The sequence below is a fragment of the uncultured Pontibacter sp. genome (assembly GCF_947495565.1).
Lineage (GTDB): Bacteria > Bacteroidota > Bacteroidia > Cytophagales > Hymenobacteraceae > Pontibacter.
Window position 1 is genome coordinate 108292 of sequence record NZ_CANLZM010000013.1, and the last position, 23211, is coordinate 131502.

Here is a 23211-nt window from a genome sequence, read left to right on the forward strand (position 1 = left end):
TAAGCAGGGTATAAAATCTGAAGGGGTAATTATTACTTTAAGCATGAGGTTAAAGAAGTGAGGTATTTTAAAAAGGGGGGGGTGATTGATAATATTTACATAATATTCAGGGGTTACCCCTAAAAAACAATGGGGTGTTTATATGACACAAAGAAAATGTGAGTATATTTGATGCAGAATTATAACCCAACCCAATAACCCCAATGGCAATTCTAAGATTTAAAGCGCTTGAGCTTGCAAGCCAGCGAAAACCTGGAGAAGTTGTTCTGCCTTCTCACAAGATTTCAGACTACTTCGGAGAAAACGTGTATGGTAAGGCTGCTGTACGCTCTACCATGTCATCAGAAAACTATAAACGCCTGCAGCGCACTATTGAGGCTGGCGACAAAGTAGACCGCGACCTGGCAGACGCCGTAGCTGCAGCCATGAAAACATGGGCCATGAGCAAGGGCGCTACGCATTATACACACTGGTTTCAGCCGTTAACAGGTGCCACAGCCGAAAAGCATGACTCTTTCTTTGACCTTTCTGGCGATGGTGAGGCGATAGAAAGCTTTAAAGGCAGCGCTTTGGTACAGCAGGAGCCGGATGCTTCATCTTTCCCGAGTGGTGGTATCCGCAACACGTTTGAGGCCCGTGGCTACAGCGCCTGGGATCCGTCCTCGCCTGCATTCCTAATTGAAAACGCCGGTACAAAAACGCTTTGTATCCCTACAATATTTGTGTCTTACACTGGTGAGGCCCTCGATTATAAAACCCCGCTGCTGAAGTCGCTGAAGCTGCTGAACGATGCCGCCGTGCCTGTTTGTCAGTTCTTTGATAAAGAAGTAACCAAAGTAAATACAACGCTGGGTATTGAGCAGGAGTATTTCCTGGTTGATAAAGCACTTTACGAAGCGCGTCCGGACCTTGTGATTTCTGGCCGTACCGTATTCGGGCACTCACCTGCCAAAGGGCAGCAGCTGGAAGACCATTACTTCGGCAGCATTCCGAGCCGCGTGCACGCTTTTATGGTAGATTTTGAGAAAAATGCGCTTCGATTGGGTATTCCGTTGAGAACCCGCCACAACGAAGTAGCGCCAAACCAGTTTGAGTGTGCTCCAACTTTTGAGGATGCTAACCTAGCGGTAGATCACAACCAGCTGCTCATGGACATCATGGACCGCGTGGCTGAGCGTCATAACTTCAAAGTACTGCTGCACGAGAAGCCATTCAAAGGCGTAAACGGCAGCGGCAAACATAACAACTGGGCCATGAGCACCAACACAGGCGTAAACCTGTTAGGCCCAGGCAAAAAACCGAAGGAGAACCTGCAGTTCCTGACGTTCTTCATCAACACAATTAAAGCGGTTTACACACATGCAGATCTGTTGCGTGCAAGTATAGCCTCAGCTAGCAACGACCACCGACTGGGCGCCAACGAGGCTCCTCCGGCCATCATGTCTGTGTTCATTGGGCAGCAGCTAACCGCTGTGTTGGATGAGTTTGAGCGCACATCTAAAGTGCCGATGGAGAAAGGCGATAATATGTACCTGAAGCTGGGCATCGATCGTATTCCCGAGGTTCTCCGCGACAACACCGACCGTAACCGTACTTCGCCATTTGCCTTTACCGGTAATAAGTTTGAGTTCCGCGCGGTTGGCTCTACTGCAAACTCGTCCTCCCCGATGACGGTGCTGAACACCATTGTGGCTGACCAGCTGCTGCAGTTCCGTAAGTCAGTGGACGAGCTGATTGAGTCAGGTATGAAGAAGGAGCTGGCTATAATCCAGATTCTTCGCGAGTATGTGGCTGCTTCTAAGGCTATCCGCTTCGAGGGCAATGGCTACTCTAAAGAGTGGGAAGAGGAGGCAGAGCGCCGCGGGCTTTCTAACATCAAGTCTACTCCACGTGCTTTGGATGTATATGAGAAGGATGAAGTAAAGGAAATCTTTACCAAACACGGCATTTTCACTGAGGTTGAGCTGGAGGCCCGTCATGAAATTCTGCTTGAGGAATATATCAAGAAGATCCAGATAGAGTCCCGCATCATGGGTGATTTGGCCATGAACCACGTAATCCCGACGGCTATCGCTTACCAGAACAAGCTTATCACCAATATTCGTGGTCTTAAAGATCTTGGTATTGAAGATGAGTACACGGAAAGCACCATCGATGGCATCAAGAAAATGTCAGGGCACATCACCTCTATCCAAAAGAACGTGCGCGACATGGTGAACTCCCGTAAGGTTGCCAACAAAGTAGATGACGTGCGTGAGCGTGCTATTATGTATAACGAGCAGGTGCTTAGCTATTTCGAGTCAATCCGTTATAGCGTAGATAAGCTGGAGTTGATGGTGGACGATGAGGATTGGCCACTGGTGAAATACCGTGAACTGCTGTTCCGCCACTAAGATTGAATTTTAATTAGGTTGATAAGTGAAGGCACCTGTAATGGGTGCCTTTGCTGTTTTAGCCCTTCACGCGCCTGAGTATTTCACCGGTGGCCTGGGCAAGTATAATCGGGAGCAGCACAATCACCAAAGCGGCTGCTATAACTTTACGCAGCCCCAGGCGCATAATAAGTTTGCCGATAGCAAGGTCTCGCATTTCATGGTAAATAAACTTGCCTGTGCGGGTCATCGGTTTGCCTTTCAGCACCTCCTGTACTTCACGCCAGTTGCCGCGCTCTATTTGGCGCCTCAAAAACTGCAGTACAGTATCCTTGGTGATAAAAAAAGCCTGGCTTAACTGTTCCTGGCGCAATTGCCCCCAATCCTGTAGCCCCTGCAGTTTAGGCCAGATATTTTTAGGTATAAATTGATGCATGTAGATCATAAGTGTTTAAGCTTGTACTTATTTTACGAGAGAAGCCGGCTTAAGTATCCTTTAAAGTTTTAAGCCAGAGAAGGGGAAGGAGCGACGGCTGTAGCAGCAATCAAGTATTTAGAGTATAAGCTTGAAATCTATACTTTGAAAAGAGGCTTGAGAGCGAAAGGTTGCCCGGAAAATTGCGTATTTTGCCGATTGAACAAAGCAGCCGCTACTTTAGTTAAAGATACGCATGGAATGTCAACTTGAACATACAATGAACACTTACTGTCCTAGCCTGGTAGAATATAAGCGCCGAAAAACACGTGTAGTCAATATTGGGAGCGTGCCTGTTGGCGGCGATAACCCGATTCGGGTGCAATCTATGACCACTGTAGACACGATGGATACCGAAGGTTCTGTGGAGCAGTGTATTCGTATGATTGAGGCTGGGTGCGAGTATATCCGCATTACGGCGCCAAGTATAAAGGAAGCCGAAAACCTGCAGCACATCAAAGACGAATTGCGCAAGCGCGGGTACCAGGTGCCGCTTATCGCAGACATCCATTTTACACCCAATGCCGCTGAGGTGGCTGCCCGCATCGTGGAGAAGGTGCGTGTAAACCCGGGTAACTATGCTGATAAAAAGAAATTTCAGGTTATTGAATACGATGACGTGTCTTATCAGGCAGAGCTGGATCGTATCCGTGAACGCTTTGTGCCTTTGGTACGCATCTGCAAAGAGCACGGCACGGCCATGCGTATCGGTACAAACCATGGTTCTCTCTCTGATCGTATTTTGAGCCGCTATGGCGATACCCCACTCGGAATGGTGGAAAGTGCGCTGGAGTTCATTCGTATCTGCGAGGACGAAGGCTACTTCGACATTGTAATATCTATGAAGGCCTCTAACACCCAGGTGATGGTGCAGGCGTACCGCCTACTGGTGCAGAAACTGGATGAAGAGGGGCTGCAGCCGTACCCACTGCACTTGGGCGTAACAGAAGCCGGTGAAGCAGAGGATGGCCGTATAAAATCTGCCGTAGGGATAGGCACTTTGCTGGAGGACGGGCTTGGCGATACCGTGCGGGTTTCTCTGACGGAGGCTCCAGAAGCTGAGGCTCCCGTAGCCCAGGCGCTAATTGATAGGTATACCCACCGTGCTGAGAAAGCTCAACCAATTAAACCGCTTTGCAACAACCCCATCAACCCGTACCAGTACCACCGCCGCGAAACTGCTGAGGTAAAGAACTTGGGCGGCCTGAATGTTCCTCGTGTAGTAGCTGACCTGAGCAGGCTTACGGATATAAAGTATGCTGACCTGAAATCTGTCGGCCATTTATACTCTATGCTGCTGGATAAGTTCAATATGAACGACTTGGGCGCAGACTACATCTATACAGGCAACAACCCGATCAGCTTTATGCTGCCAAACGGCCTGAAGGAGATCGTAAATTATGATGCCTGGCTACAGGCTGAGCAGCGTGAAGACCGCCACCCGCTTATTCCGGCAGAAGTATACCTAGGCACCGGCGAACGCCACATTGGGCTTAATTTTATACTTGCCACCATCGACGAACTTACCACAGAGCTGCTGGATAAACTGAAGCAAGACACTACTGCCGTGTTAATGCTGCACACGCACAACGAGCACGCTATGCCGGAGCTGCGCAAATGTTTTGTTCGGTTAATGAATAATGAAGTGCAAACGCCATGCATCATTAAGCGAGCATACGGTGAGCTAACCCCGGATCAGGTGCAGTTATATGCTGCTACGGATGTGGGAGGTTTGCTTATCGATGGCTTAGGAGATGGCGTATTACTGGGCACAGAGCTGCTGCCGAACCTGGAAAAGCAGGAGGAACTGCAGACAATTGATACCCTGAACAAGCTGAGTTTTGGTATACTGCAGGCCGCCCGCACGCGCATGAGCAAAACAGAATACATCAGCTGCCCAAGCTGCGGCCGCACACTTTTCGACTTGCAGGAAACAACCGCTATGATCCGTAAGCGCACAGACCATTTGAAAGGCGTTAAAATTGGCATCATGGGCTGTATTGTAAACGGTCCCGGCGAAATGGCTGACGCTGATTATGGTTATGTGGGTGTGGGCAAGGACAAAATTGCGCTCTACCGTGGCCAGACGGTGGTAAAGAAATCAGTGCCGGCCGACCGTGCTGTAGATGAGTTGATTGAACTGATAAGGGAAGATAGCAGATGGATTGAGCCTGTAAAGCTGGAGGAGTAAACTATAATCTAAGCATTTGTTCTTCTGACACTTATCAGAGAATAAATTTTTCTGAGGTGAAGGGTGTTGTTTACAAGTATGGCTAACTTCCTGTAGGCCACTATTTTCTCAAAGTAAAACAGATTAAATTGACTAACCATGAAAAAAGGACTTTTCAACCTATCGGAAGTGGCGACTTATTTTTTCCGGAAAAAAGACCCTAACCGTAAAAGCAACTTTAACCTGCGCACCATGCATACAATCAATAAAATATCTATCCTGATGTTTTTAGCTGGTGTTGTATACTTCATCGTGAAGCATATTTAACAGTATATGCACATAGAAAAATTCAGGGATTACTGCCTTGCAAAACCGGGAACAACCGAAGAAACTCCTTTTGATGAAGACACACTTGTGTTTAAAGTATACGGCAAAATGTTTGCGCTTTGCAGTATCTCTGAGTTTGGCAGCGGAATTAACCTGAAATGTGACCCGGAGCAGGCCGTTGAGCTGAGGGAAAAGTATGCGCAGGTAAAACCAGGATACCATATGAGTAAAGTGCACTGGAATACTGTGCTGCCCGAAGCAGGCTTGCCTGATGACCTTCTGAAAAAATGGATAGATGATTCCTACTTATTGGTGGCGGCTAAGCTAACAAAGGCCCAGCGAAAAGAGTTAGATTTAGACTAAGGTCAGGAGGTGAGGCATACAGTTCTTAGAAATCAGAATACTGCCGGCCTAACAAGCTAGTATGGAAATACTTACTCATGTAGCTACATGCATGAAGCAAGGCTGGTACATAATTAGGTAGTTTTTTAGGCAGAAAATCAAACGCCTCTCCTTTATCTTTATTGTGTTGAAAGTTTCTTAATTGGCTTTTTTTTCTTATTATTGAGAAACTCACCTTAATAAAATTATGACCCTTAATAATCAAATTGGAATTAATTCCTTTCGGAACGAGTGGCAGAAAGCCAGCGTCAGCATCCTTTATACTTATGGCTATTTAAGCAACGGCTATGAAACCTTCTTTAAGAAGCACAGCATTACAAGCCAGCAGTATAACGCACTGCGAATTTTAAGAGACCAATTTCCTAAACCTGTTTCTACCTCATTTCTCCGCGAGAAGATGCTCGACAAAATGTCTGATGCGTCCAGGCTTGTTAGCCGCCTGAGCGCGAAAGGCCTTGTCGAGGTAACTCAGAATCCTTCCGATAAGCGCCTTGTGGATATTCTGATTTCAGCTGATGGACAGGAGTTGTGCAACATCATTGATAAAGAACTTTACCAGCTCGACGCCATGATGCAGGGACTTACAGAAGAAGAAGCAACTACGCTTGTGGATCTCATGGAGAAAGTCCGACACTCCATACAAACAACTGAAGAAAGATTAGAAGCTCTAGAAGCTGTTTCACTATAAAATTAATGCCTATTCTTTACTAACCTTACCCACCTTAAAGCAAGCAAAGGTGACAGGAAAGCCCCCGCGGCTGCCCTGTCACCTTTATCTTTTAATGACCATACTTGTATCTGCTGGAAAAAATAATTTTTTGATTACAGTTTCGGCGGCATCAGAGAACGGAAGCAGTACCTGTACATTTTTGTCCTCCTCCTGCAGTAAAAATGCATCAGCGGCTCTATGTGCCGTAACGGCTACCTTGCCTTTATAATTTAGATGGCGTAGCATCCTGATCAGGCTCTGGTTCAGTTGCACATCAGCAATACTACTGATAACTGCTTTAGCGTGGCATATAGGTAATTGCTGGGCAAGTTCAGGGTCTTCCATGTCTCCGTATTGTGCTGCCATATTCTCTTTCTGCCAAAACCTGATAAGCTTTGGGTCAAAATCTACCGCTAACACCTTGTATCCGTGCTTCTTCAATTCCAGCGCAATGTTACTGCCAAACCTGCCCAAGCCAAAAAGTATGATATCGAAGCGCGCATCCTGCCTTACCTGATTTTCTTCTTCCGCGATAATATCCCTTTCAAAAATCCCGAGCACAGGTGAGAGCAACGCGAACAATGGGTGAGAGTAGATGATCATGTACGTAGACAAACCTATGGTAATGAGGCCAACCAGAGTAACCAAGCCTACTATTTGAGGGCTAATGTGCCCTAAAGTCATGCCAAGCGAGGCGAAAATCAACGAAAACTCGCTTATCTGCGCAACAGTAAGGCCCGCCAGAAAACTTGTTCGCTTCCTGTAGCCCATCAGTCCCATAATCACCATGACAATGAGCGGGTTACCTACCAGCACGAAAAGCGAAAACAAAAGAGCAGGTACTACCTGATCGCCTATGAGCTGCAGGTTGAGGTGGAGCCCCAGGTGGATGAAAAAGAAAAGCAGCAGAAAATCACGTATACTGACTAAGCGGCCACTAATTACATTCCGGTACTGCGTAGAGGCCAGCGAGACACCTGCTACAAAAGCACCAACCTCACGGCTGAAACCCAAGTACTCGCTGCCGGATGCAACGGCTACGGCCCATGCAATGGCAAACAGCACCAACAGCTCCTGAGAACGCGCCAGGTATTGCACTAACCGCGGTATGACATAAATCATCAGCAGCCCAATGGCTACAAATATGCCTAACCCTCTGCCCACCATACCTAGCATGTTGTACAGCAGCTGCTCGCCGGTATTGTTATCGAGAGCCTTCAAAAAAATCATCATAAACACGACTACAAGGTCCTGCACAATCAGAAAGCCAATGGCAATCTGGCCGTGCAGCGAGTCTATTTCCTTTTTATCAGAAAGGAGCTTTACAATGATAATAGTACTAGAAAAAGTGAGCGCAACGGCGATATACAATGAAACCAGCGGGGTATACCCAAGCGCAAGGCCTATAACAAAGCCAAAAACTGAGGTGAAGATTACCTGGCCTAATCCAGTCATCAGGGCCACTTTGCCCATGGAGCGAATCAGGTTCAGGTCAAGTTTTAAGCCGACAACAAATAAAAGTATAGCGATGCCGAGGTCGGAGAGGAGCGTGATTTTATCTGTAGAAGATACCAGGTTCAGGCCCGTAGGCCCGACAAGTATACCTAAGGCTATAAAAACAACGATGAGCGGCTGGCGGAGCAACTGGCCAATTGCACCAAGTATGGCTGCCAGCATAAGTATGATGGTGAACTCATAAAAGGAATTTTGGTTCAGTAGATCCATAACCATACTTCATTGCGCCTCCTTTATATGCGGTATAACTAATAAGGGCAGGCCAGCTTTGCTGGCGGCTCTCTCTGCAAATTGCTCCGATGGTGAGTTTCCCCAAAACCCGTGCTGCATCGGCAACCAAACCAGCAAGTCTGTACCTGAGTTTTGTAAATGCTTCTGCAGGTCTTGGGCTTTAGTGGCTTTGCGGATGGAAGTGATTTTATAAGGTAGATCCTTATCTAAGCTGTAGGTTTCTGCTGGCGGCAAAAACTTTGGCTCTGTTTCATCCTCATCCAGTACAAAAATAAAGTATAATTGAGCGCTGTAAGTCTGCGCGATTCTTTCCAGTAGCCGTAGTCCGGGCCTCTCGCCAAATCGCTTCAGCCGGATTATAACCGAAATGATCTTAAACGCCTCAAAATGATAGTTCGGCGGAATTATAAGCAGCGGCGCAATGGTAAGGCGAATCATATCACTGGTGTTGCTGCCCAAAAAGAATTTTTGAAAACCACTAACTCCGCTCGAACCCATCACCACCAGGTTTACAGCGCTGCCACAGCTAAGTTGAAGTATGGCGTCAATCAACGGAGCCGGCAGAACCTGTACAGTTTTAAGCACCTCTTTTGGCCTCAGGCTCAGCTCCAGATAAAGCCCTTGGCACTGCTGCTGCAGCTTTTGCTCCAATTTCTGGTGCTCGGCCTTGTAAATGTCGGCGTATACTTCCTGCGGAGAAGTGGCGGGTACGGGAGGCCTCTCCATAGTGTGCAGAAACACTACTTCTGCTTGATAGCTTCTCGCTAATTGCAGCGCAGTGCGCATGGCAGCATATGCGTTTTCTGAAAAATCGGTAGGTACAAGTATACGCAGCATGATAAAAGAGTCTTTCTATCAATACGCAAAAGCTTGAGTATGAAGTTGTAGGGCAGCAGCTCAAAAAAATAAGCCGCTCAGCTTTTAATGGCTGAAGCGGCTTATTTTAAAGTTAGTTGGTTGAAAATGGGGATAGTTTATACTACCACATTTATGATTTTGTTTGGCACAATGATGATTTTCTTTGGAGACTTTCCTTCGAAAAATTTAGTTACCTGCTCCTCGGCAAGTACGGCCTTTTCAATCTCCTCGCGCGGCACATCCAACGCAAACTTTAGCTTGGCCCGCATTTTTCCGTTTACAGATACCGGGTACTCAAACGTGTTCTCTACCAGGTATTTCTCCTCGAACTTAGGGAAAGTGGCGTAGCTGATGCTTTCCCGATGACCCAATTGCTGCCAAAGTTCTTCGGTAATGTGTGGCGCGTATGGCGACAGTATTACCGTAAGCGGCTCCAGAATAGCGCGTTTGTAGCACTTGAGCTGGCTCAGCTCATTCACGCAGATCATAAAGGTAGAAACCGAGGTGTTAAACGAGAAGCGCTCGATGTCTTCCTCCACCTTCCTGATCGTTTTGTGCAACGACTTCAATTCTTCGGCTGTTGGAGCCTCGTCGGTAACTTGCAGGTTGCCGTCTTTGTCGAAAAAAAGCTTCCAGTATTTCTTCAGGAACTTGTGCACGCCGTCCATGCCGTTGGTGTTCCAGGGCTTAAACTGCTCCAGCGGGCCTAAGAACATTTCATACATGCGCAGCGTGTCAGCTCCCTGGCGTTCCACAATGTCGTCCGGGTTAACCACGTTATACTTGGATTTCGACATCTTCTCAATCTCCACGCCACAAACATACTTGCCGTCCTCAAGTATAAACTCAGCGTCAGCATTCTCCGGTCGCCAGTTCTTGAAGGCTTCCAGGTCCAGCACGTCATTGTCTACGATGTTTACGTCCACGTGCAGCTGTGATGTCTCGTACTGGTCTTTCAGGCCAAAGGAAACATACTTGTTCGTGCCGTTGATGCGGTACACAAAGTTAGAACGTCCCTGGATCATGCCCTGGTTGATGAGCTTTTTAAATGGCTCCTGTTCCACCACAAGCCCCAAGTCGAACATAAACTTGTTCCAGAAGCGGGAGTAGAGCAGGTGGCCGGTAGCGTGCTCAGAGCCACCGATGTATAGATCCACGTTGCGCCAGTATTTCACGATGTCCTCGTCGGCGAACGCGCTGTCGTTTTGCGGGTCCATGTAGCGGTACCAGTACCAGCTGCTGCCGGCCCAGCCCGGCATGGTGCTCAGCTCGTACTCATGCTCATTTTCATACTTCCAATCCACGGCGCGGCCAAGTGGCGGCTCGCCGGTTTCGGTTGGCAGGTATTGGTCAATCTTAGGCAGCTCCAGCGGCAATTCTTCTTCCTTGATGAGGTGCGGCACGCCATCCTTGAAGTATACCGGCACGGGCTCGCCCCAGTAGCGCTGGCGGCTGAACACGGCATCGCGCATGCGGAACTGCGTGCGGCCTTTGCCCACGCCAAGTTCCTCGGCTTTGGCAATACCTGCCTTTATGGCCTCTTTCACCTCCAGCCCGTTCAGGAAACCGGAGTTAATGATTTTGCCTTCTTTGCCAGAGTAAGCCTCTTCCTCGATGTTGCCGCCTTCCACTACTTGCTTTATCGGCAGGCTAAAGTGCTTGGCGAAAGCATAATCGCGGGAATCGTGGCCCGGCACAGCCATAACGGCACCTGTACCGTAGCCAGCCAGTACATAATCCGCAATCCAGATCTGTACCTTATCGCCTGAGATCGGGTTGATGGCATAAGCGCCGGTAAACACGCCGCTCACGGTTTTTACATCAGTCATGCGCTCGCGCTCCGAACGGTTTTTGGCCACGGTAACGTAAGCATCCACGGCTTCGCGCTGCTCCTGCGTGGTGATCTGTGCTACCAACTCGTGCTCTGGCGCCAGTACCACAAACGATGCCCCAAAAATAGTATCGATACGGGTGGTAAATACTTTAATCTTATCTTCAGCGCCATCCACGGCAAAATCAAGCTCGGCACCCACTGATTTGCCGATCCAGTTGCGTTGCATTTCCTTGATCGGTTCCGGCCAGTCGATATCCTCCAAACCTTGCAGTAAACGCTCGGCATAGGCCGTGATGCGCATCATCCACTGGCGCATTTTCTTACGCTCAACAGGGTAACCGCCACGCTCCGATACGCCGCCCACTACCTCGTCGTTGGCAAGTACTGTTCCCATGGCAGGGCACCAGTTTACCACGGCCTCGGCCACATAGGTCAGTCTATACTTTAGCAACACTTCCGACTGCTGCTGCTCGTTCATGGCTTGCCACTCACCGGCGGTGAAGGCTGGCGTTTCATCATCACAGGCTGCGTTTACCTGGGCGTTTCCGTTTTGCTCGAACTCCTCGATCAGGGATGCAATCGGTTCTGCCTTTTCCGAAGTATAATTATAGTAGCTGTTAAACAGCTGCATAAAGATCCACTGCGTCCATTTGTAATAATTTGGCTCAGAGGTGCGGATCTCGCGCTCCCAGTCAAAAGAGAAGCCGATATTCTTCAGCTGCTCCACATAGCGCTTAATGTTCTGCTCGGTGGTAATTGCCGGGTGCTGACCTGTTTGGATGGCATATTGCTCTGCTGGCAAACCGAAGGCGTCGAAGCCCATTGGGTGCAGCACGTTAAAGCCTTTCAGGCGCTTGTAGCGGCTCACAATGTCAGAGGCGATATAACCTAGCGGGTGGCCCACATGCAGTCCGGCGCCGGATGGGTACGGGAACATATCCAGGGCGTAATACTTTGGTTTATCACTGGTTGCAGTGGCTTTAAATGTCTGGTTTTCTTCCCAGTACTGCTGCCACTTTTTCTCTATCTGCTTAAAATTATACTCTGACATGCTCTGTAAATCTGTTCGCTTACTTCTGGTTGAACTGCTAAGATAATCGTTAATTGTGAATTGTCGGTTTGTTGGCTGGCTAAATTGTTGAATTGCTACATGGTTGATTGGCTAAGAACGTAAGATAATAGGAAGAGGCAACACGAGGAATCGATACAGGATTCAGGTTTGATCTTAGGCTACCTGTTGTTGATTTGGCCAGGCAAGCACACCTCTTGAATTAGCAATTAACAATGCAGCAATTTATCAATAAAACCTACCTTTGCGCCATGGAACAGAAGAAACACGACCTACTCGATATTATCCATCTGATTTATGTGATGGACCCGATGTGCTCCTGGTGTTATGCTTTTGCCCCGGTGGTAAAGCAGCTGGTAGCCGAGCAGAAAGATAAGATGCAGTTTAAGCTGGTAATGGGCGGCCTGCGCCCCGGCACCGAGCGCCCGCTGGAAGCCCAAATGAAAGACAGCATCCGGCACCACTGGCAGGATGTTGAGAAAATAACCGGGCAACCTTTTGATTATGCCTTCTTCGAGCGCAATGGCTTTGTATACGATACGGAACCTGGCTGCCGCGCTGTGGTAAGCATGCGCTACCTGAAGCCCGAGGCAGAGCTGAAGATGGCAGAGGCAGTGCAGCAGGCGTTTTATGCCAAGAATAACGATGTTACCAAGCCGGAGGTGCTGGCCAGCATTGCGACGCAGTTTGGCATAGCGGAAGACGCTTTTATGGAGCAGTATAACTCCGAGGAAATGAAGGAGAAAACCCAGCAGGATTTCACAATAGCAAAGCATTTGCAGGCCGCCGCCTTTCCGAGTTTATACATCCTGAACGGTACAAACATACATTTGATTAGCCGCGGTTACCGCCCTTACGATGGCATGAAAGCGCACCTGGACCGCGTGCTGCAGCAACTCTCCCCAGACCAGAACCCTTTATAAGATTTGCCAAGTATAAGAGAGCAACCTGCTTACTTATACCTATGAAGCGCCACCGGGAGCCTTTTGGTTTTTGCCAGATCACTAAAAAGCATTTGCCGCTGCACTTGCTGGTGCCAGGTAAAGCCATTCGTCAAAAAGTAGTAGATCTGATTAAGGCCGATTTTCCGGATTTTGACGTGGAAAAGTTCGTGGCCCTGGATGTGCTGACCAAGTACCGCAAGTTATACCTGGAGCAACTGCTGCGGCAAGAGCTCGGCGAACTTACAGAGCTGGAAGAGGAGGTGGTGAAGAGTATAAACCAACAGGAGTTACTCTCCAGCAACGTGGAAGATGAGTTGGAAGAAGACATCAGCCTGGGCAACCGAATGGCCGACCACATAGCCAGCTTTGGCGGCAGCTGGACCTTTATCAGCATCTTTTTCTCATTCCTGCTGATCTGGATGATGATAAACGTGTTTTTGCTGGCATCACGGCCCTTCGACCCATACCCGTTTATACTTTTAAATTTGATTTTGTCCTGCCTGGCCGCCATTCAGGCACCTATTATCATGATGAGCCAGAACCGGCAGGAGACCAAAGACAGGCTGCGCTCTGAACACGACTACAAAATCAACCTGAAAGCGGAACTGGAGATAAGGCTGCTGCACGAGAAGCTCGACCACCTGCTTATGCACCAGAACCAGCATTTAGTAGAAATACAGCAAATGCAGCTCGACCTGTTGGAGGATATTATGCAGCAGCTCAAGGCGAAGAAAAACCATTCCTGAAGCTGCTGCTCAGGTTAAAGTATACTTGCCGTTGGGTCAACGCCGTTCCAAGTGCCTTCGCTGGCCACAGGTTTAAAACGGGCAAAGAGCTCTTCGCTGTACCAGTTCTCTGATCGGGTGCGCCGCATGACCTCCTGGTGCAACGGACTCTTATACGCAAAGTTTTTCATCGCCTCCACCGATTCCCACACGCTGAATGTTGCCTGCCGGACAAACGGCAACTCACCCAAGCCAATGGAGCAGACCAGGCCTTCGGCATTTTCCAGCGCCTTACTTGTGCTGGGCACAAAACGCCAAAAGCCAGGCAAAGCACGCCAGTTTATACTTGCACGCGTTAGCACCGCAATCGGGCCGGAGCTATGCTTTTCAGGTAAGGCCGGAGAAAAGGGGGCCACGCCATCCCATTGCCCATGCTGCTGATAGGGGTATAGTTTAATCGTCCAGGTTTCGTGGGTATGTTGCCTGTATTCCTGTATGAGGGCGGAGTTTTGCAGAAAAGCATCGGCGTCAGCTTCTGTTTGCCAGGTGCACATGAGGCCGTAGCGCCTAAAGTTCGGTTTTATACTAAAGCCTTTGCCGTGTCCGCTGCCCAAAAGCTTAAAGAACAACAGACCAGATACTTTCTCTAGCTTAGGCCCCGAAGTACCCATCTGTGACAGACCCCAGCGCCAATGCCCCTTGCGTATGCCAAATAGGGTAAGGGTGGTTAATCGGGGAGAGGTAGATGCTATTGGTGGCATTGGATACGCTGAGAGTTAAGACTACTTGAGGTTAAACGCAAAGCAGGAGGCGCTTAAGTCAACGCCTCCTGCTTTGCAATTTCAGTAAAATAATTTAAGCCTGATACTATAGGTTGATTTTCTTGTTTTCGCCTCCTTTTGCAGGCTCGCCGGTGATGGCCGCTTTTGCCATGCCGTAAAGTATAACCATGGTATTGTTAGGCGTGTCCCAATATTCCGCTTTATCGATTTTAACGCGGATAAGACCTATGTTTTTGTCTTCCTTGCCATCCGGGAACCAGGCTTTCATGTCGGAGCTCCATAATTCATCTATTTTCTGCTGATCGCGCAGCACCTGGGCTTTACCTGATATGGAAACATAAAGGTTATCATCCGGGTCGGCAAAGCTTAGATTAACGTGAGCGTCATGCTCAATTTCATGCGTTTTACCGGATTCGTATCCTGTAAAAAACCATAGATCGCCGTCTGCCTCTGTTTTTTGGGTTTTCATGGGGCGGCTGCGCAAGGTGCCATCGTCATCCACGGTGGTCATCATCGCAATTTTTACATCTTTGATTTTATGTATTAATTTCTCTAAGTTCTCTTTGGTGTTACGATCGGTGTTCATAGCTTTATATCTTGTTTGTGTTAGATTACGGGCCTATCGTGCTTAGGGTTTATACTTCTGGTAAAGGCAACCCAACCCAAAAAAAACCGCTAAAACAATAGGTACAGCAGCCTGTTTATACTTTCTACCTTAGCCAAAAATACGTGAACTACCTAGCCCACATTTACTTGTCTGGCTCCGATGAACAACTCTTAGTAGGCAATTTTATGGCTGATGCCGTGAAAGGGAAACAGCTTGACGTGTACCCTGCGGGCATAGCCAGAGGTATACGGCTGCACCGCCTGATAGACACATACACAGATACCCATCCGATAGTGGCTGAAACAAAAGTGCGGCTACGGCCAAAGTATAAAAAGTTTTCCCCGGTTATAGCCGACATGTACTATGACCATTTCTTGGCCCGGAACTTCATGCAGTATGCTAATGTGCCCCTGGCGGAGTTTGTGCAGCAGGCATACGCAATTATTCAACAGCAGTATGATATGTTACCCCTACGCATGCAGCAGCTGTTTCCGTATATGCAGCGCCAGAACTGGTTGGAGTCGTATGCTGAGTTTTCTGGTTTGGCTCAGGCTTTTGAAGGTATGAGCCGCCGCACATCCTTCGTGTCGGGTATGGAAACTGCGGGGGAGGAGTTAGAGGCGCAGTATACTTTATACCAGGCAGACTTCGGGGCTTTCTTCCCGGACCTGGAATGTTACGTAGCTGAAGTAAAAAGCCATTTGATTTAAAATTTATACTTGAAGTAAATAATCTGTTGCTTAAACGCTTTATAATGACTTCAAATGTGATTGACAAGGCCCGTATACGAAATATAGTTTATGATTCAGGTTTCTCAAAATTCACTACATAGGCTAAATTCCAAGCTGAGCTGACATCATAGCTAAACCTTTTATAGTTAGTTGCTTATACTTTGTTTATGAAAGTATGAAAATAAACTGAACGCTTATGTTACAGCACAGCTATCTCTTCCGGCACAACCGCCGTAAATTTCTAAAAGATTTATCTTTAGCCTTTGGCGCCACCACGCTGGGGATGCCTTTGGTCTCGCTGGCTTCCTGTCAATCCTCGGGCTCGGAAACGCAGCAGGAGCAGCAAACTAACCAAGCTTCCGGCAATTCAAAGAAATTGGGCATCGCCTTGGTTGGCTTAGGTAGTTATGCCACCAACCAACTCGCTCCGGCACTTCAGGAAACCGAAAAATGCTACCTGGCCGGCATCGTGACCGGTACGCCCTCTAAAGCTGAGGAGTGGAAGCGCAAGTATAACATTCCGGATAAGAACGTTTACAACTACGAGACCTACGATCAGATAGCCGATAACCCCGACATCGATATCATCTACATCGTGCTGCCAAACGGCATGCATGCAGAGTATACTATACGCGGTGCCAGGGCTAAAAAACACATCATCTGCGAGAAACCAATGGCCACCACCGTAGCCGATTGCAAGCACATGATTGAGGCTTGCAACCAGAATAACGTGAAGCTATCCATTGGTTACCGCCTGCACTTCGAGCCGCATAACCTTCGGGTAATGGAGCTGGGGCAACAGCAGGTTTACGGGGCTGTGCAGCAGATTGAAGCCGCGGATAGCTTTGTGTTTAGCGGGAGCTCGGACAAATGGCGACTGGATAAAGAACTAGCTGGCGGCGGCCCGTTGATGGACCTCGGTATTTACTGTGTGCAGGGTGCTATTTACACGATGGGAGAGACCCCGACTGCTGTTACAGCTAAATTTGGGGAGGTAACCCGGCCAGAGTATTTCGATGACGTGGAGCAGTCTATAAGCTGGCAGATGGAGTTTCCGAATGGTGCTGTGGCCAACTGCCGCACCAGCTACAATAAAAACGAAGGGCTGCTGTACGGCAAAGCCGAGAATGGCTGGTGGCGTCTGGAGCCTGCCTACAGCTACTCCGGCATTAAAGGCAAAACAAACGAAGGCCTGATGAATTTGCCCCAGGTAAACCAGCAGGCGCGCCAGATGGATGATTTTGCCAGGTGTGTACTGGAGGGCGATGAAACCAAAGTGCCCGGTGAGATGGGACTGCGGGATGTCCGGATTCTAGAGGCGATTTACGAGGCAGCTAGAACAGGGGAGAGCGTAGCAATTCAGACTTAGAGGACAGCTGGTTTAATTATTAAATGATCTTATTTTAGGTGCTTGATAAAGTATAGGAAAAGAAGCTGTTTAAAGTTTTTGGTTGTAGGGCCTACACCCGCCATTGTTGGTGTTTTTCACCAACAATCAAAATGCAGATGCTGTAAATCTTGCTGGTGAAAACATGCAGCAAGGGCAGGCAGTATAGTATTAATAAATTCTAAACAGGCTCAAAGTATAATTCCTGAAACAAAAGAGAGCTGCTGGATATCCAGCAGCTCTCTTTTTACACTTTAAACTATAGCGGGGCTTAGTGTTGTACGCCGCCTTCGCCATGCACGTGGCCATGAGAAATTTCTTCTGGCGTAGCCTCGCGGATGTTTTCCACTTTACCTTTAAAGTATAATTCTTTGCCAGCCAGCGGGTGGTTGAAATCCATCTTTACAGTATCGGCAGTTACATCTACAACACGTCCTTGCAACTGGTTACCTTCACTATCCGTCATCGGGATATAGTTGCCGATGGCAAGCATATCCTCTGGCACGGCGCCCTCTATTTCAAAAGCCTGCTTTGGCAGATCCACCACGGCGTTATCGTCTTGGTTACCATAGCCTTCCTCGGCATCGAGTTTAAAATCAAAATCATCACCTACCGACAGACCGTCAAGCTTTTCTTCAAATTGCTCAGGAAGACCACTCAAGCCGTAGATGAACACCATTGGCTGCTCTTTATCGGCTGTTTCTATCAGGTTTGTCTCGCCCTGCTCGTCCATGATTCGCAATTCATAAGAGAGCGTAACTACTTTGTTTTTTTCAATTTTCATGTCTTGTCGTTTAATTTCTAATAATAGAAAGTTAGGAAAATATATCCAGACCTCTAAGCTTTGTACAATATTTACAGGTTTATGCCATCAGCTCCTGCAGCTCCCAGGCACTGCGGTAGGCATTTATACTCTCTACGTAGTTTAAGAAAGAAGCGTAGAAAGGGTGCTGACTTAAGGTGGCGCTATCCCCCACAATTACCATTTTTTTCTTGGCCCGCGTCATGGCTACGTTCATACGGCGCATGTCTGCTAGAAAGCCTATTTCGCCCTGCTCATTGCTGCGTGTCATGCTGATGTAGATGATATCGCGCTCCTGCCCCTGAAAGCTGTCTACAGTGCCAACGGATAAATGCCGCAGCTGCCTCAGTTCGTGTAGCTGTGGCATATGCTCAATACGGTCTTCCAGATAATTAATTTGAGCGCGGTAAGGGGCGATTACGCCAATGCGCAGGTGCTCCACCTCCTCATCGGCATGGCTGTAATCCTTTAGCAAGTGTGCCAGGTGGTTGAGCAGCAGGTTCGCCTCATCAGGGTTTGCGGAGCTGCTGCTCTCAGGCGTATCCACTTCATTGTAGCCGCAGCCGGCCGTATCTATAAACTCTACCGCTAAACCTGCCGCAAAGTGAGGGTTATACTCATGCAGGTCGCTGCTGTGCACGCTTTCATGAGCCATAAGCTCGCCCTTGTAAAACTGTTGGTTCGAGAACTCCATGATGTGGTGGTGCATACGGTACTGCGTTTTCAGCATCACCGATACTTCAGGCTGACGTTCAATGCACTTCTCAAACAGGGTTTTGCCTAAGCCTTTCTGCTCAGCCTCATAGGATTTAACAGTAGGGGGAAGCTGGCAATGGTCGCCGGCCAGCACCACGCGTTTGGCCCTGGAAATTGGAATCCAGCAGGCTGGCTCCAGCGCCTGGGCTGCTTCGTCAATAAACACTGTATCATACTCCAAATGGCGGATGGCTTTGTTGGCAGCGCCTACCAGCGTGCACGTAATCACCTGCACGTTGTTCAGAAGATCTTCGGTAATATATTCTTCCACACGGTCGGCCTCATCCAGCAGACGTTTGCTCTCCAACTTATACAGCTGCCGCTGCGCCCGCTCCTCATGCCCGAATTTGCGCTTAAACTGGAAAGCCATGCGCTTATACTCTTCAGCCGTTTTACGGAGTTCTTTCAGGTTTTTATAAGAGCGGTGCGCCATTACCTGCGCATCTAAAGTATGCTCCAGCAGCACATCAGAAACACGGGATGGATTGCCGATACGGATAACGTTAACGCCCTCATTAGCCAGTTTCTCTGTTAGTAAGTCTACGGCTGTGTTGGAAGGCGCTGTTACGAGCAGGCGCTTCTGGGTGTGCAGCGTAGTAAGTATGGCTTGCACCAGCGTGGTGGTTTTGCCTGTTCCCGGCGGGCCGTGGATAATGGCCACATCCTTTGCCTGCACAATTTTACGGACCGCCTCATTCTGCGATTGGTTCAGCGATGGAATAGCATCCATGGAAGCCTCTGCAAAGTGGGCGGGCATATCGCCGAGCAGGATATCACGCAGTTCCGCCAGCCGGGTTTTATAAGCTTCAATCACCTTTTTCATGGCTATCTCCATCTCGCGGTAGCTCATTTCATCAAAGGTGAGGTCTATGCCGAGGCGGCCATCGTCTATCCAGTCGGGGAGGTCTTCCTTGTTGGTTGCCAGCTGCACTTTGTTGCGCTTCAGGCCTACCACCACACCATTTAAGCTTTGGCGCTCGCCGCTGTTGCTGAACAAGGCCGCCGTTTTACCAACCTGAAACAGGTGCAGCTGGTCGCGGTCTTTGGTACGCTCCAATTCTATCACCACCTTATTCCCGAAACCGATTTCTTCTTTGGATATGGTAACAGGATACCAGCAGAACCCCATTGCTTTACGCTCTGCAATCGTGCTCTTCAGGCTTTTTATCTTGTATTGCTGGCGGTCTTCTTCCTGCTCTATTTTCAGCAGCTCCTGTACCCGCTTCAGTTCAAATAGTATTTCGCTCATGTATATCAAAAAAGAAAGGCTGGTCGTTTTGCCCCAGCCTCCATCCTTTAGTTTTATTCCTCAAGTATAAAAGTTATACCTGCTAAGTGCAAGGCATAACAAAATGTATCCCTTTTTAAATTCATTGCCCCGGCGCAAAGTATAGTTTACGCTTTCTTTTTCTTGCGGGGTTTAGCGTTGGCCTTGTTCAGGCGAATCTGCAGAAAAACGGCGTAAAGCAAAAGTATAAAAGCGCCTACGGCCAGCACACTTATCACTTTATCTTTGCCATACTTTACGTCATAGCTTGCCTTTACCTGCGTTTGCAGTTCGGCCATTTCTCGGTCTTTTTTGCGCAGCGTGCTCTCCAGTGTTTTCACTTCGCTTTTCAGGCTGCTTACCTGCTTCTCGAAGTTGCGCTGATCCTCGATGGTGAGTTTGCCCTCTCTGGAGGTTTGCACTTTGTTTTGCGCAATCTGCCTGATGCTGTTTTCCTTTACCGCCCCAACAAGCTCAGTATCTTTATTAATGATTTTCTTGAGCGTCTCGATAATATTGATGAGGTCTTTTTTAGACTGGGTGCCCCAGAAACTGCTGTTCTGCTGCTTGTAATATTGGTATTCCAGTATCAGCTGCTCCCGCTCACTCAGCAGCCGCGACAGTTTATCCTCTTGCTGCACCTGCTCTTCGGTCTGGGCCTGCGCCCCTACAAAAAAAAGGCAAAGCATTGCTAGCGCAAATATTCTCTTCATCATCTCTCTTCTATACTTATCCTTTAATTTACACGCAAATATGGTCATCCTTATTGGATTAGGCCTAATTTATTTTTTAGGATGCTTGTAGAAAAAAAGCAGGAGCACCGGCAGAAGCAGCAGGTCCGCCACCACGGCAAAGACCAGTGTGAGGCTCACGAACAGGCCCACATAATAGGTCGCATCAAAGGTAGAGAGAACCAGCGTAAGAAAGCCCGCAACCAGTATGCAGGATGTGATAATGATGGCTTTGCCAGCAGAGATAAACGTGCTCTTTAGCGCATAAGGCAGTGATTTGCCGGCCATCAGCTCCAGCTTCAGCTTGCTCAGAAAGTGTATGGTGTCGTCCACGGCTATTCCGAAAGCGATGGTGAAGATGATGGAAATTGAGACGGTAAGCTTGACGCCCATAAAACCCATTATGCCGCCAATCATCAGTAAAGGTATAATATTGGGTATCAAGGAAATGATGATCATCCTGAAGGAGCGGAAAATTAAACCGACAATAACCGCTACCACTCCAAAAGCGATCAGGAGCCCTTGCATCATGTTAGAAGTCACGTACTCGTTGTTCTTGTCCATCAGGAGAGCACTGCCTGTGAGGCGCGTCTGTAGCAGGTCGGGGTTAATGTTTTGGCTGATAAAGGTGCGCAAGGAATCGTTGAGCACACTGGCGCGGGCGCTGCCAATGTCTTTCATCTTGCCGCTTAGCCGGCCTTCGGTAGCGTCTGGAGTTACCACACTTCGCAGCTCCTCGCGGTTGCGGAAAGCCTGCAGCCGTCGTTTTATACTTTGAAGTCCGCTTTTAGAATCCGGCAAAGTATAATATTCCTGCAGCCCGCCATTCTGCGCCCTGTTCAGGGTTTTAACTATAGTGGCAGGAGAGGTGATGAAGTTGAGGCCGTACGTGTTGTACAGGTAATCCTCCAGCTCCTGCACCTCCTGCAGCACCTCCGCATCAAACATAGAGCGATTGGCTCCGGCAACCAAATGCAGCTCAAACGGGCGCACACCAGAAAACTTCTGCTCAAAATAATTGAAGTCCTGAATAATAGGGTCTTCATCGCCTAGATCTTCCAGCAGCGTGGTGTCCACTTTTATCTGGCTGATGCCCACCAGGCTCAGAAGTATAATGAAGGTGCTGGAGGCAAGTATGGCTTTGGGGTGAAGCAGCACAAAACGCAGCAGGTTGCGCATCATAACCGGCCACGAGAAGCTTACAGTTCTGGCTCTTGCCTTGTTTGGTTCTTTGATGAGCAGCAGGATAGCCGGCAAAACAGTAAATGCAAGTATAAAAGCCAAACCAATTGACACAGCCGTGTAAAGACCGAAGTTACGTATGGGTACGATGGCAGTAGTAAGCAAGGTCAGGAAACCGATGGACGTGGTAAGCGAGGTTAAAAAAGTGGCCATGCCGACTTCCTTGACAGTTATCTTAAGCGCCGGGATTTTCTCTTTTCCGCTCCCGATTTCAGTAATGTACCTGGAGAGGATATGGATTACGTCAGACATGCCAACCACAAACATGATGGTGGGCAGCAGCACGGTCATCAGGTCTATCGGTTTGTTGAATAAGCCCATCACGCCCATCGCCCACAGCACCGACAGCAGCACCACCACCAGCGGCACCAGCACGCCCCAGGCCGTGCGGAAAGCAATCCACAGAAAGAAAATTACCAATAGGATGGAGGCTGACATAAAAATGGCCAGTTCTACCTGCATCTTCTCCACAAATACAGATTGCGCCAGCGCCTTTCCGGCTATGTGCTCCTCCTGCAGCTGCAGCTCCTCCAGCTTCAGGTTCAGGGCAGACATCAAGGTATCGCTGGCCTCTTTGCTTAGGTTATCCGTTGTCTGCACAAACAAAGACACAGCCGTGGCGTCTTCTGAAAACAAGGTTCCGATCAGCTCTTTAGAAGTATAAATATTGATGGAGTCCTGCTCGTATCGTTCGGGTTCTGAGGCATGCAGGTATGGAATCTCAAAGTATCCGAACTGCTCTATCACCGGGCTTTTAACCGTGGTTGGCGAGAGTACCCCTTCTACATGGGGTTGCCGCTGCAGAAAACTGGTCAGGCTGTCAACTTTGGTGAGAAACTGCTTGTCAAATAAGCTTTTTCCCTGGTTGTCTAGGCCAATGAGGAGGTAGTCGTTGTCGTTGCCAAACTTATCGCGGTAACTAAAGTAATAGGTGAGGTCAGGATCGCCTTTCGGGAAAAAATTATCGAAATTGTAATCAAACCGCAGTCGGGAGGCAAAGTATATACTCAGGGCCGTAAGCACCGTAACGGTAAGCAGCACCAGGTAACTTAATTTTCTGTAGCTCAAAGGTATTTAGATAGGGTTTAGAGGCACTATGAACGCAAAAATAACTCCTATCATTTGCTTTTGTTTGGATGAGGCATAAAAACTTCTGCTCCGCAATGGCACAAATTTAGATGAGCGACAACCGCTTAGCGGCCTGGGCTAAGTATAAGTATAACACAAATGGCTCCTTCCACAAAAAACCTATAACTTTATAGCCGCACAAAAAGA

At 48.4% G+C, this 23211-nt stretch carries 19 protein-coding genes; 9 read left to right on the forward strand and 10 right to left on the reverse strand.

Features of this window, described 5'->3' with window-relative positions; translation table 11 throughout:
- Positions 1-203 precede the first annotated feature (203 nt).
- A complete protein-coding gene (locus Q1B04_RS16075; RefSeq protein WP_299760630.1) occupies positions 204-2393 on the forward strand; it encodes a glutamine synthetase III in 2190 nt (729 codons plus the stop codon).
- Positions 2394-2451: 58 nt separating this feature from the next.
- Here Q1B04_RS16075 and Q1B04_RS16080 read toward each other — a convergent pair whose 3' ends face one another.
- On the reverse strand, positions 2452-2817 hold the full coding sequence (locus Q1B04_RS16080) for a hypothetical protein (RefSeq protein ID WP_299760632.1): 366 nt from the start codon (positions 2815-2817) through the stop codon (positions 2452-2454).
- A gap of 250 nt (positions 2818-3067) precedes the next feature.
- Here Q1B04_RS16080 and ispG point away from each other — a divergent pair, with 250 nt between their 5' ends.
- The 4 genes from ispG (at position 3068) to Q1B04_RS16100 (ending at position 6434) form a co-directional block, all read left to right on the forward strand.
- Positions 3068-5038 carry a (E)-4-hydroxy-3-methylbut-2-enyl-diphosphate synthase gene (ispG, locus tag Q1B04_RS16085; RefSeq protein ID WP_299760635.1) on the forward strand — a complete coding sequence of 657 codons (1971 nt, stop codon included), beginning with the start codon at positions 3068-3070 and terminating at the stop codon, positions 5036-5038.
- Positions 5039-5176: 138 nt separating this feature from the next.
- A complete protein-coding gene (locus tag Q1B04_RS16090; protein WP_299760637.1) occupies positions 5177-5344 on the forward strand; it encodes a DUF6728 family protein in 168 nt (55 codons plus the stop codon).
- Positions 5345-5350: 6 nt separating this feature from the next.
- On the forward strand, positions 5351-5707 hold the full coding sequence (locus tag Q1B04_RS16095; protein ID WP_299760639.1) for an MmcQ/YjbR family DNA-binding protein: 357 nt from the start codon (positions 5351-5353) through the stop codon (positions 5705-5707).
- Positions 5708-5933: 226 nt separating this feature from the next.
- Positions 5934-6434, forward strand: a complete 501-nt coding sequence (locus Q1B04_RS16100; RefSeq protein WP_299760641.1) for a MarR family transcriptional regulator — start codon at positions 5934-5936, stop codon at positions 6432-6434.
- Positions 6435-6518: 84 nt separating this feature from the next.
- On the opposite strand, the gene Q1B04_RS16105 is transcribed toward Q1B04_RS16100, so the two are convergent.
- From Q1B04_RS16105 to leuS, 3 genes are all read right to left on the reverse strand, one after another.
- Positions 6519-8180 (reverse strand): cation:proton antiporter, encoded by a 1662-nt coding sequence (locus tag Q1B04_RS16105; RefSeq protein WP_299760643.1) that lies wholly within the window; start codon positions 8178-8180, stop codon positions 6519-6521.
- A 9-nt stretch (positions 8181-8189) separates the two neighbouring features.
- On the reverse strand, positions 8190-9038 hold the full coding sequence (locus tag Q1B04_RS16110) for a universal stress protein (protein ID WP_299760645.1): 849 nt from the start codon (positions 9036-9038) through the stop codon (positions 8190-8192).
- 137 nt (positions 9039-9175) lie between these two features.
- Positions 9176-11944 carry a leucine--tRNA ligase gene (leuS, locus tag Q1B04_RS16115; protein ID WP_299760647.1) on the reverse strand — a complete coding sequence of 923 codons (2769 nt, stop codon included), beginning with the start codon at positions 11942-11944 and terminating at the stop codon, positions 9176-9178.
- A gap of 269 nt (positions 11945-12213) precedes the next feature.
- Here leuS and Q1B04_RS16120 point away from each other — a divergent pair, with 269 nt between their 5' ends.
- Together Q1B04_RS16120 and Q1B04_RS16125 are read left to right on the forward strand one after the other, a co-directional pair.
- On the forward strand, positions 12214-12885 hold the full coding sequence (locus tag Q1B04_RS16120) for a DsbA family protein (protein WP_299760649.1): 672 nt from the start codon (positions 12214-12216) through the stop codon (positions 12883-12885).
- A gap of 41 nt (positions 12886-12926) precedes the next feature.
- Positions 12927-13652, forward strand: coding sequence for a DUF1003 domain-containing protein (locus Q1B04_RS16125; RefSeq protein ID WP_299760652.1), 726 nt, complete (start codon positions 12927-12929; stop codon positions 13650-13652).
- 14 nt (positions 13653-13666) lie between these two features.
- On the opposite strand, the gene Q1B04_RS16130 is transcribed toward Q1B04_RS16125, so the two are convergent.
- Together Q1B04_RS16130 and Q1B04_RS16135 are read right to left on the reverse strand one after the other, a co-directional pair.
- Positions 13667-14392 (reverse strand): DUF3291 domain-containing protein, encoded by a 726-nt coding sequence (locus tag Q1B04_RS16130; protein WP_299760654.1) that lies wholly within the window; start codon positions 14390-14392, stop codon positions 13667-13669.
- A 106-nt stretch (positions 14393-14498) separates the two neighbouring features.
- Positions 14499-14999, reverse strand: a complete 501-nt coding sequence (locus Q1B04_RS16135) for a pyridoxamine 5'-phosphate oxidase family protein (RefSeq protein WP_299760656.1) — start codon at positions 14997-14999, stop codon at positions 14499-14501.
- Between the two features lie 143 nt (positions 15000-15142).
- On the opposite strand from Q1B04_RS16135, the gene Q1B04_RS16140 reads away from it, so the two are divergent.
- A complete protein-coding gene (locus tag Q1B04_RS16140) occupies positions 15143-15730 on the forward strand; it encodes an ACP phosphodiesterase (RefSeq protein ID WP_299760658.1) in 588 nt (195 codons plus the stop codon).
- Between the two features lie 217 nt (positions 15731-15947).
- On the forward strand, positions 15948-17120 hold the full coding sequence (locus Q1B04_RS16145; protein WP_299760660.1) for a Gfo/Idh/MocA family oxidoreductase: 1173 nt from the start codon (positions 15948-15950) through the stop codon (positions 17118-17120).
- Positions 17121-17409: 289 nt separating this feature from the next.
- Here Q1B04_RS16145 and Q1B04_RS16150 read toward each other — a convergent pair whose 3' ends face one another.
- The 4 genes from Q1B04_RS16150 to Q1B04_RS16165 all read right to left on the reverse strand — a co-directional run bounded on the left by Q1B04_RS16150 (position 17410) and on the right by Q1B04_RS16165 (position 23004).
- Positions 17410-17922: a peptidylprolyl isomerase gene (locus Q1B04_RS16150; protein ID WP_299760662.1), complete on the reverse strand. Its 513-nt coding sequence runs from the start codon at positions 17920-17922 to the stop codon at positions 17410-17412.
- Positions 17923-18001: 79 nt separating this feature from the next.
- Positions 18002-19945, reverse strand: a complete 1944-nt coding sequence (locus tag Q1B04_RS16155) for an AAA domain-containing protein (protein WP_299760664.1) — start codon at positions 19943-19945, stop codon at positions 18002-18004.
- 146 nt (positions 19946-20091) lie between these two features.
- Entirely contained in the window at positions 20092-20679 is a 588-nt protein-coding gene (locus tag Q1B04_RS16160) for a hypothetical protein (RefSeq protein ID WP_299760666.1), read from the reverse strand.
- A gap of 66 nt (positions 20680-20745) precedes the next feature.
- Complete coding sequence (locus Q1B04_RS16165; protein ID WP_299760668.1) at positions 20746-23004, reverse strand: MMPL family transporter; 2259 nt, start codon at positions 23002-23004, stop codon at positions 20746-20748.
- Positions 23005-23211: the final 207 nt, after the last annotated feature.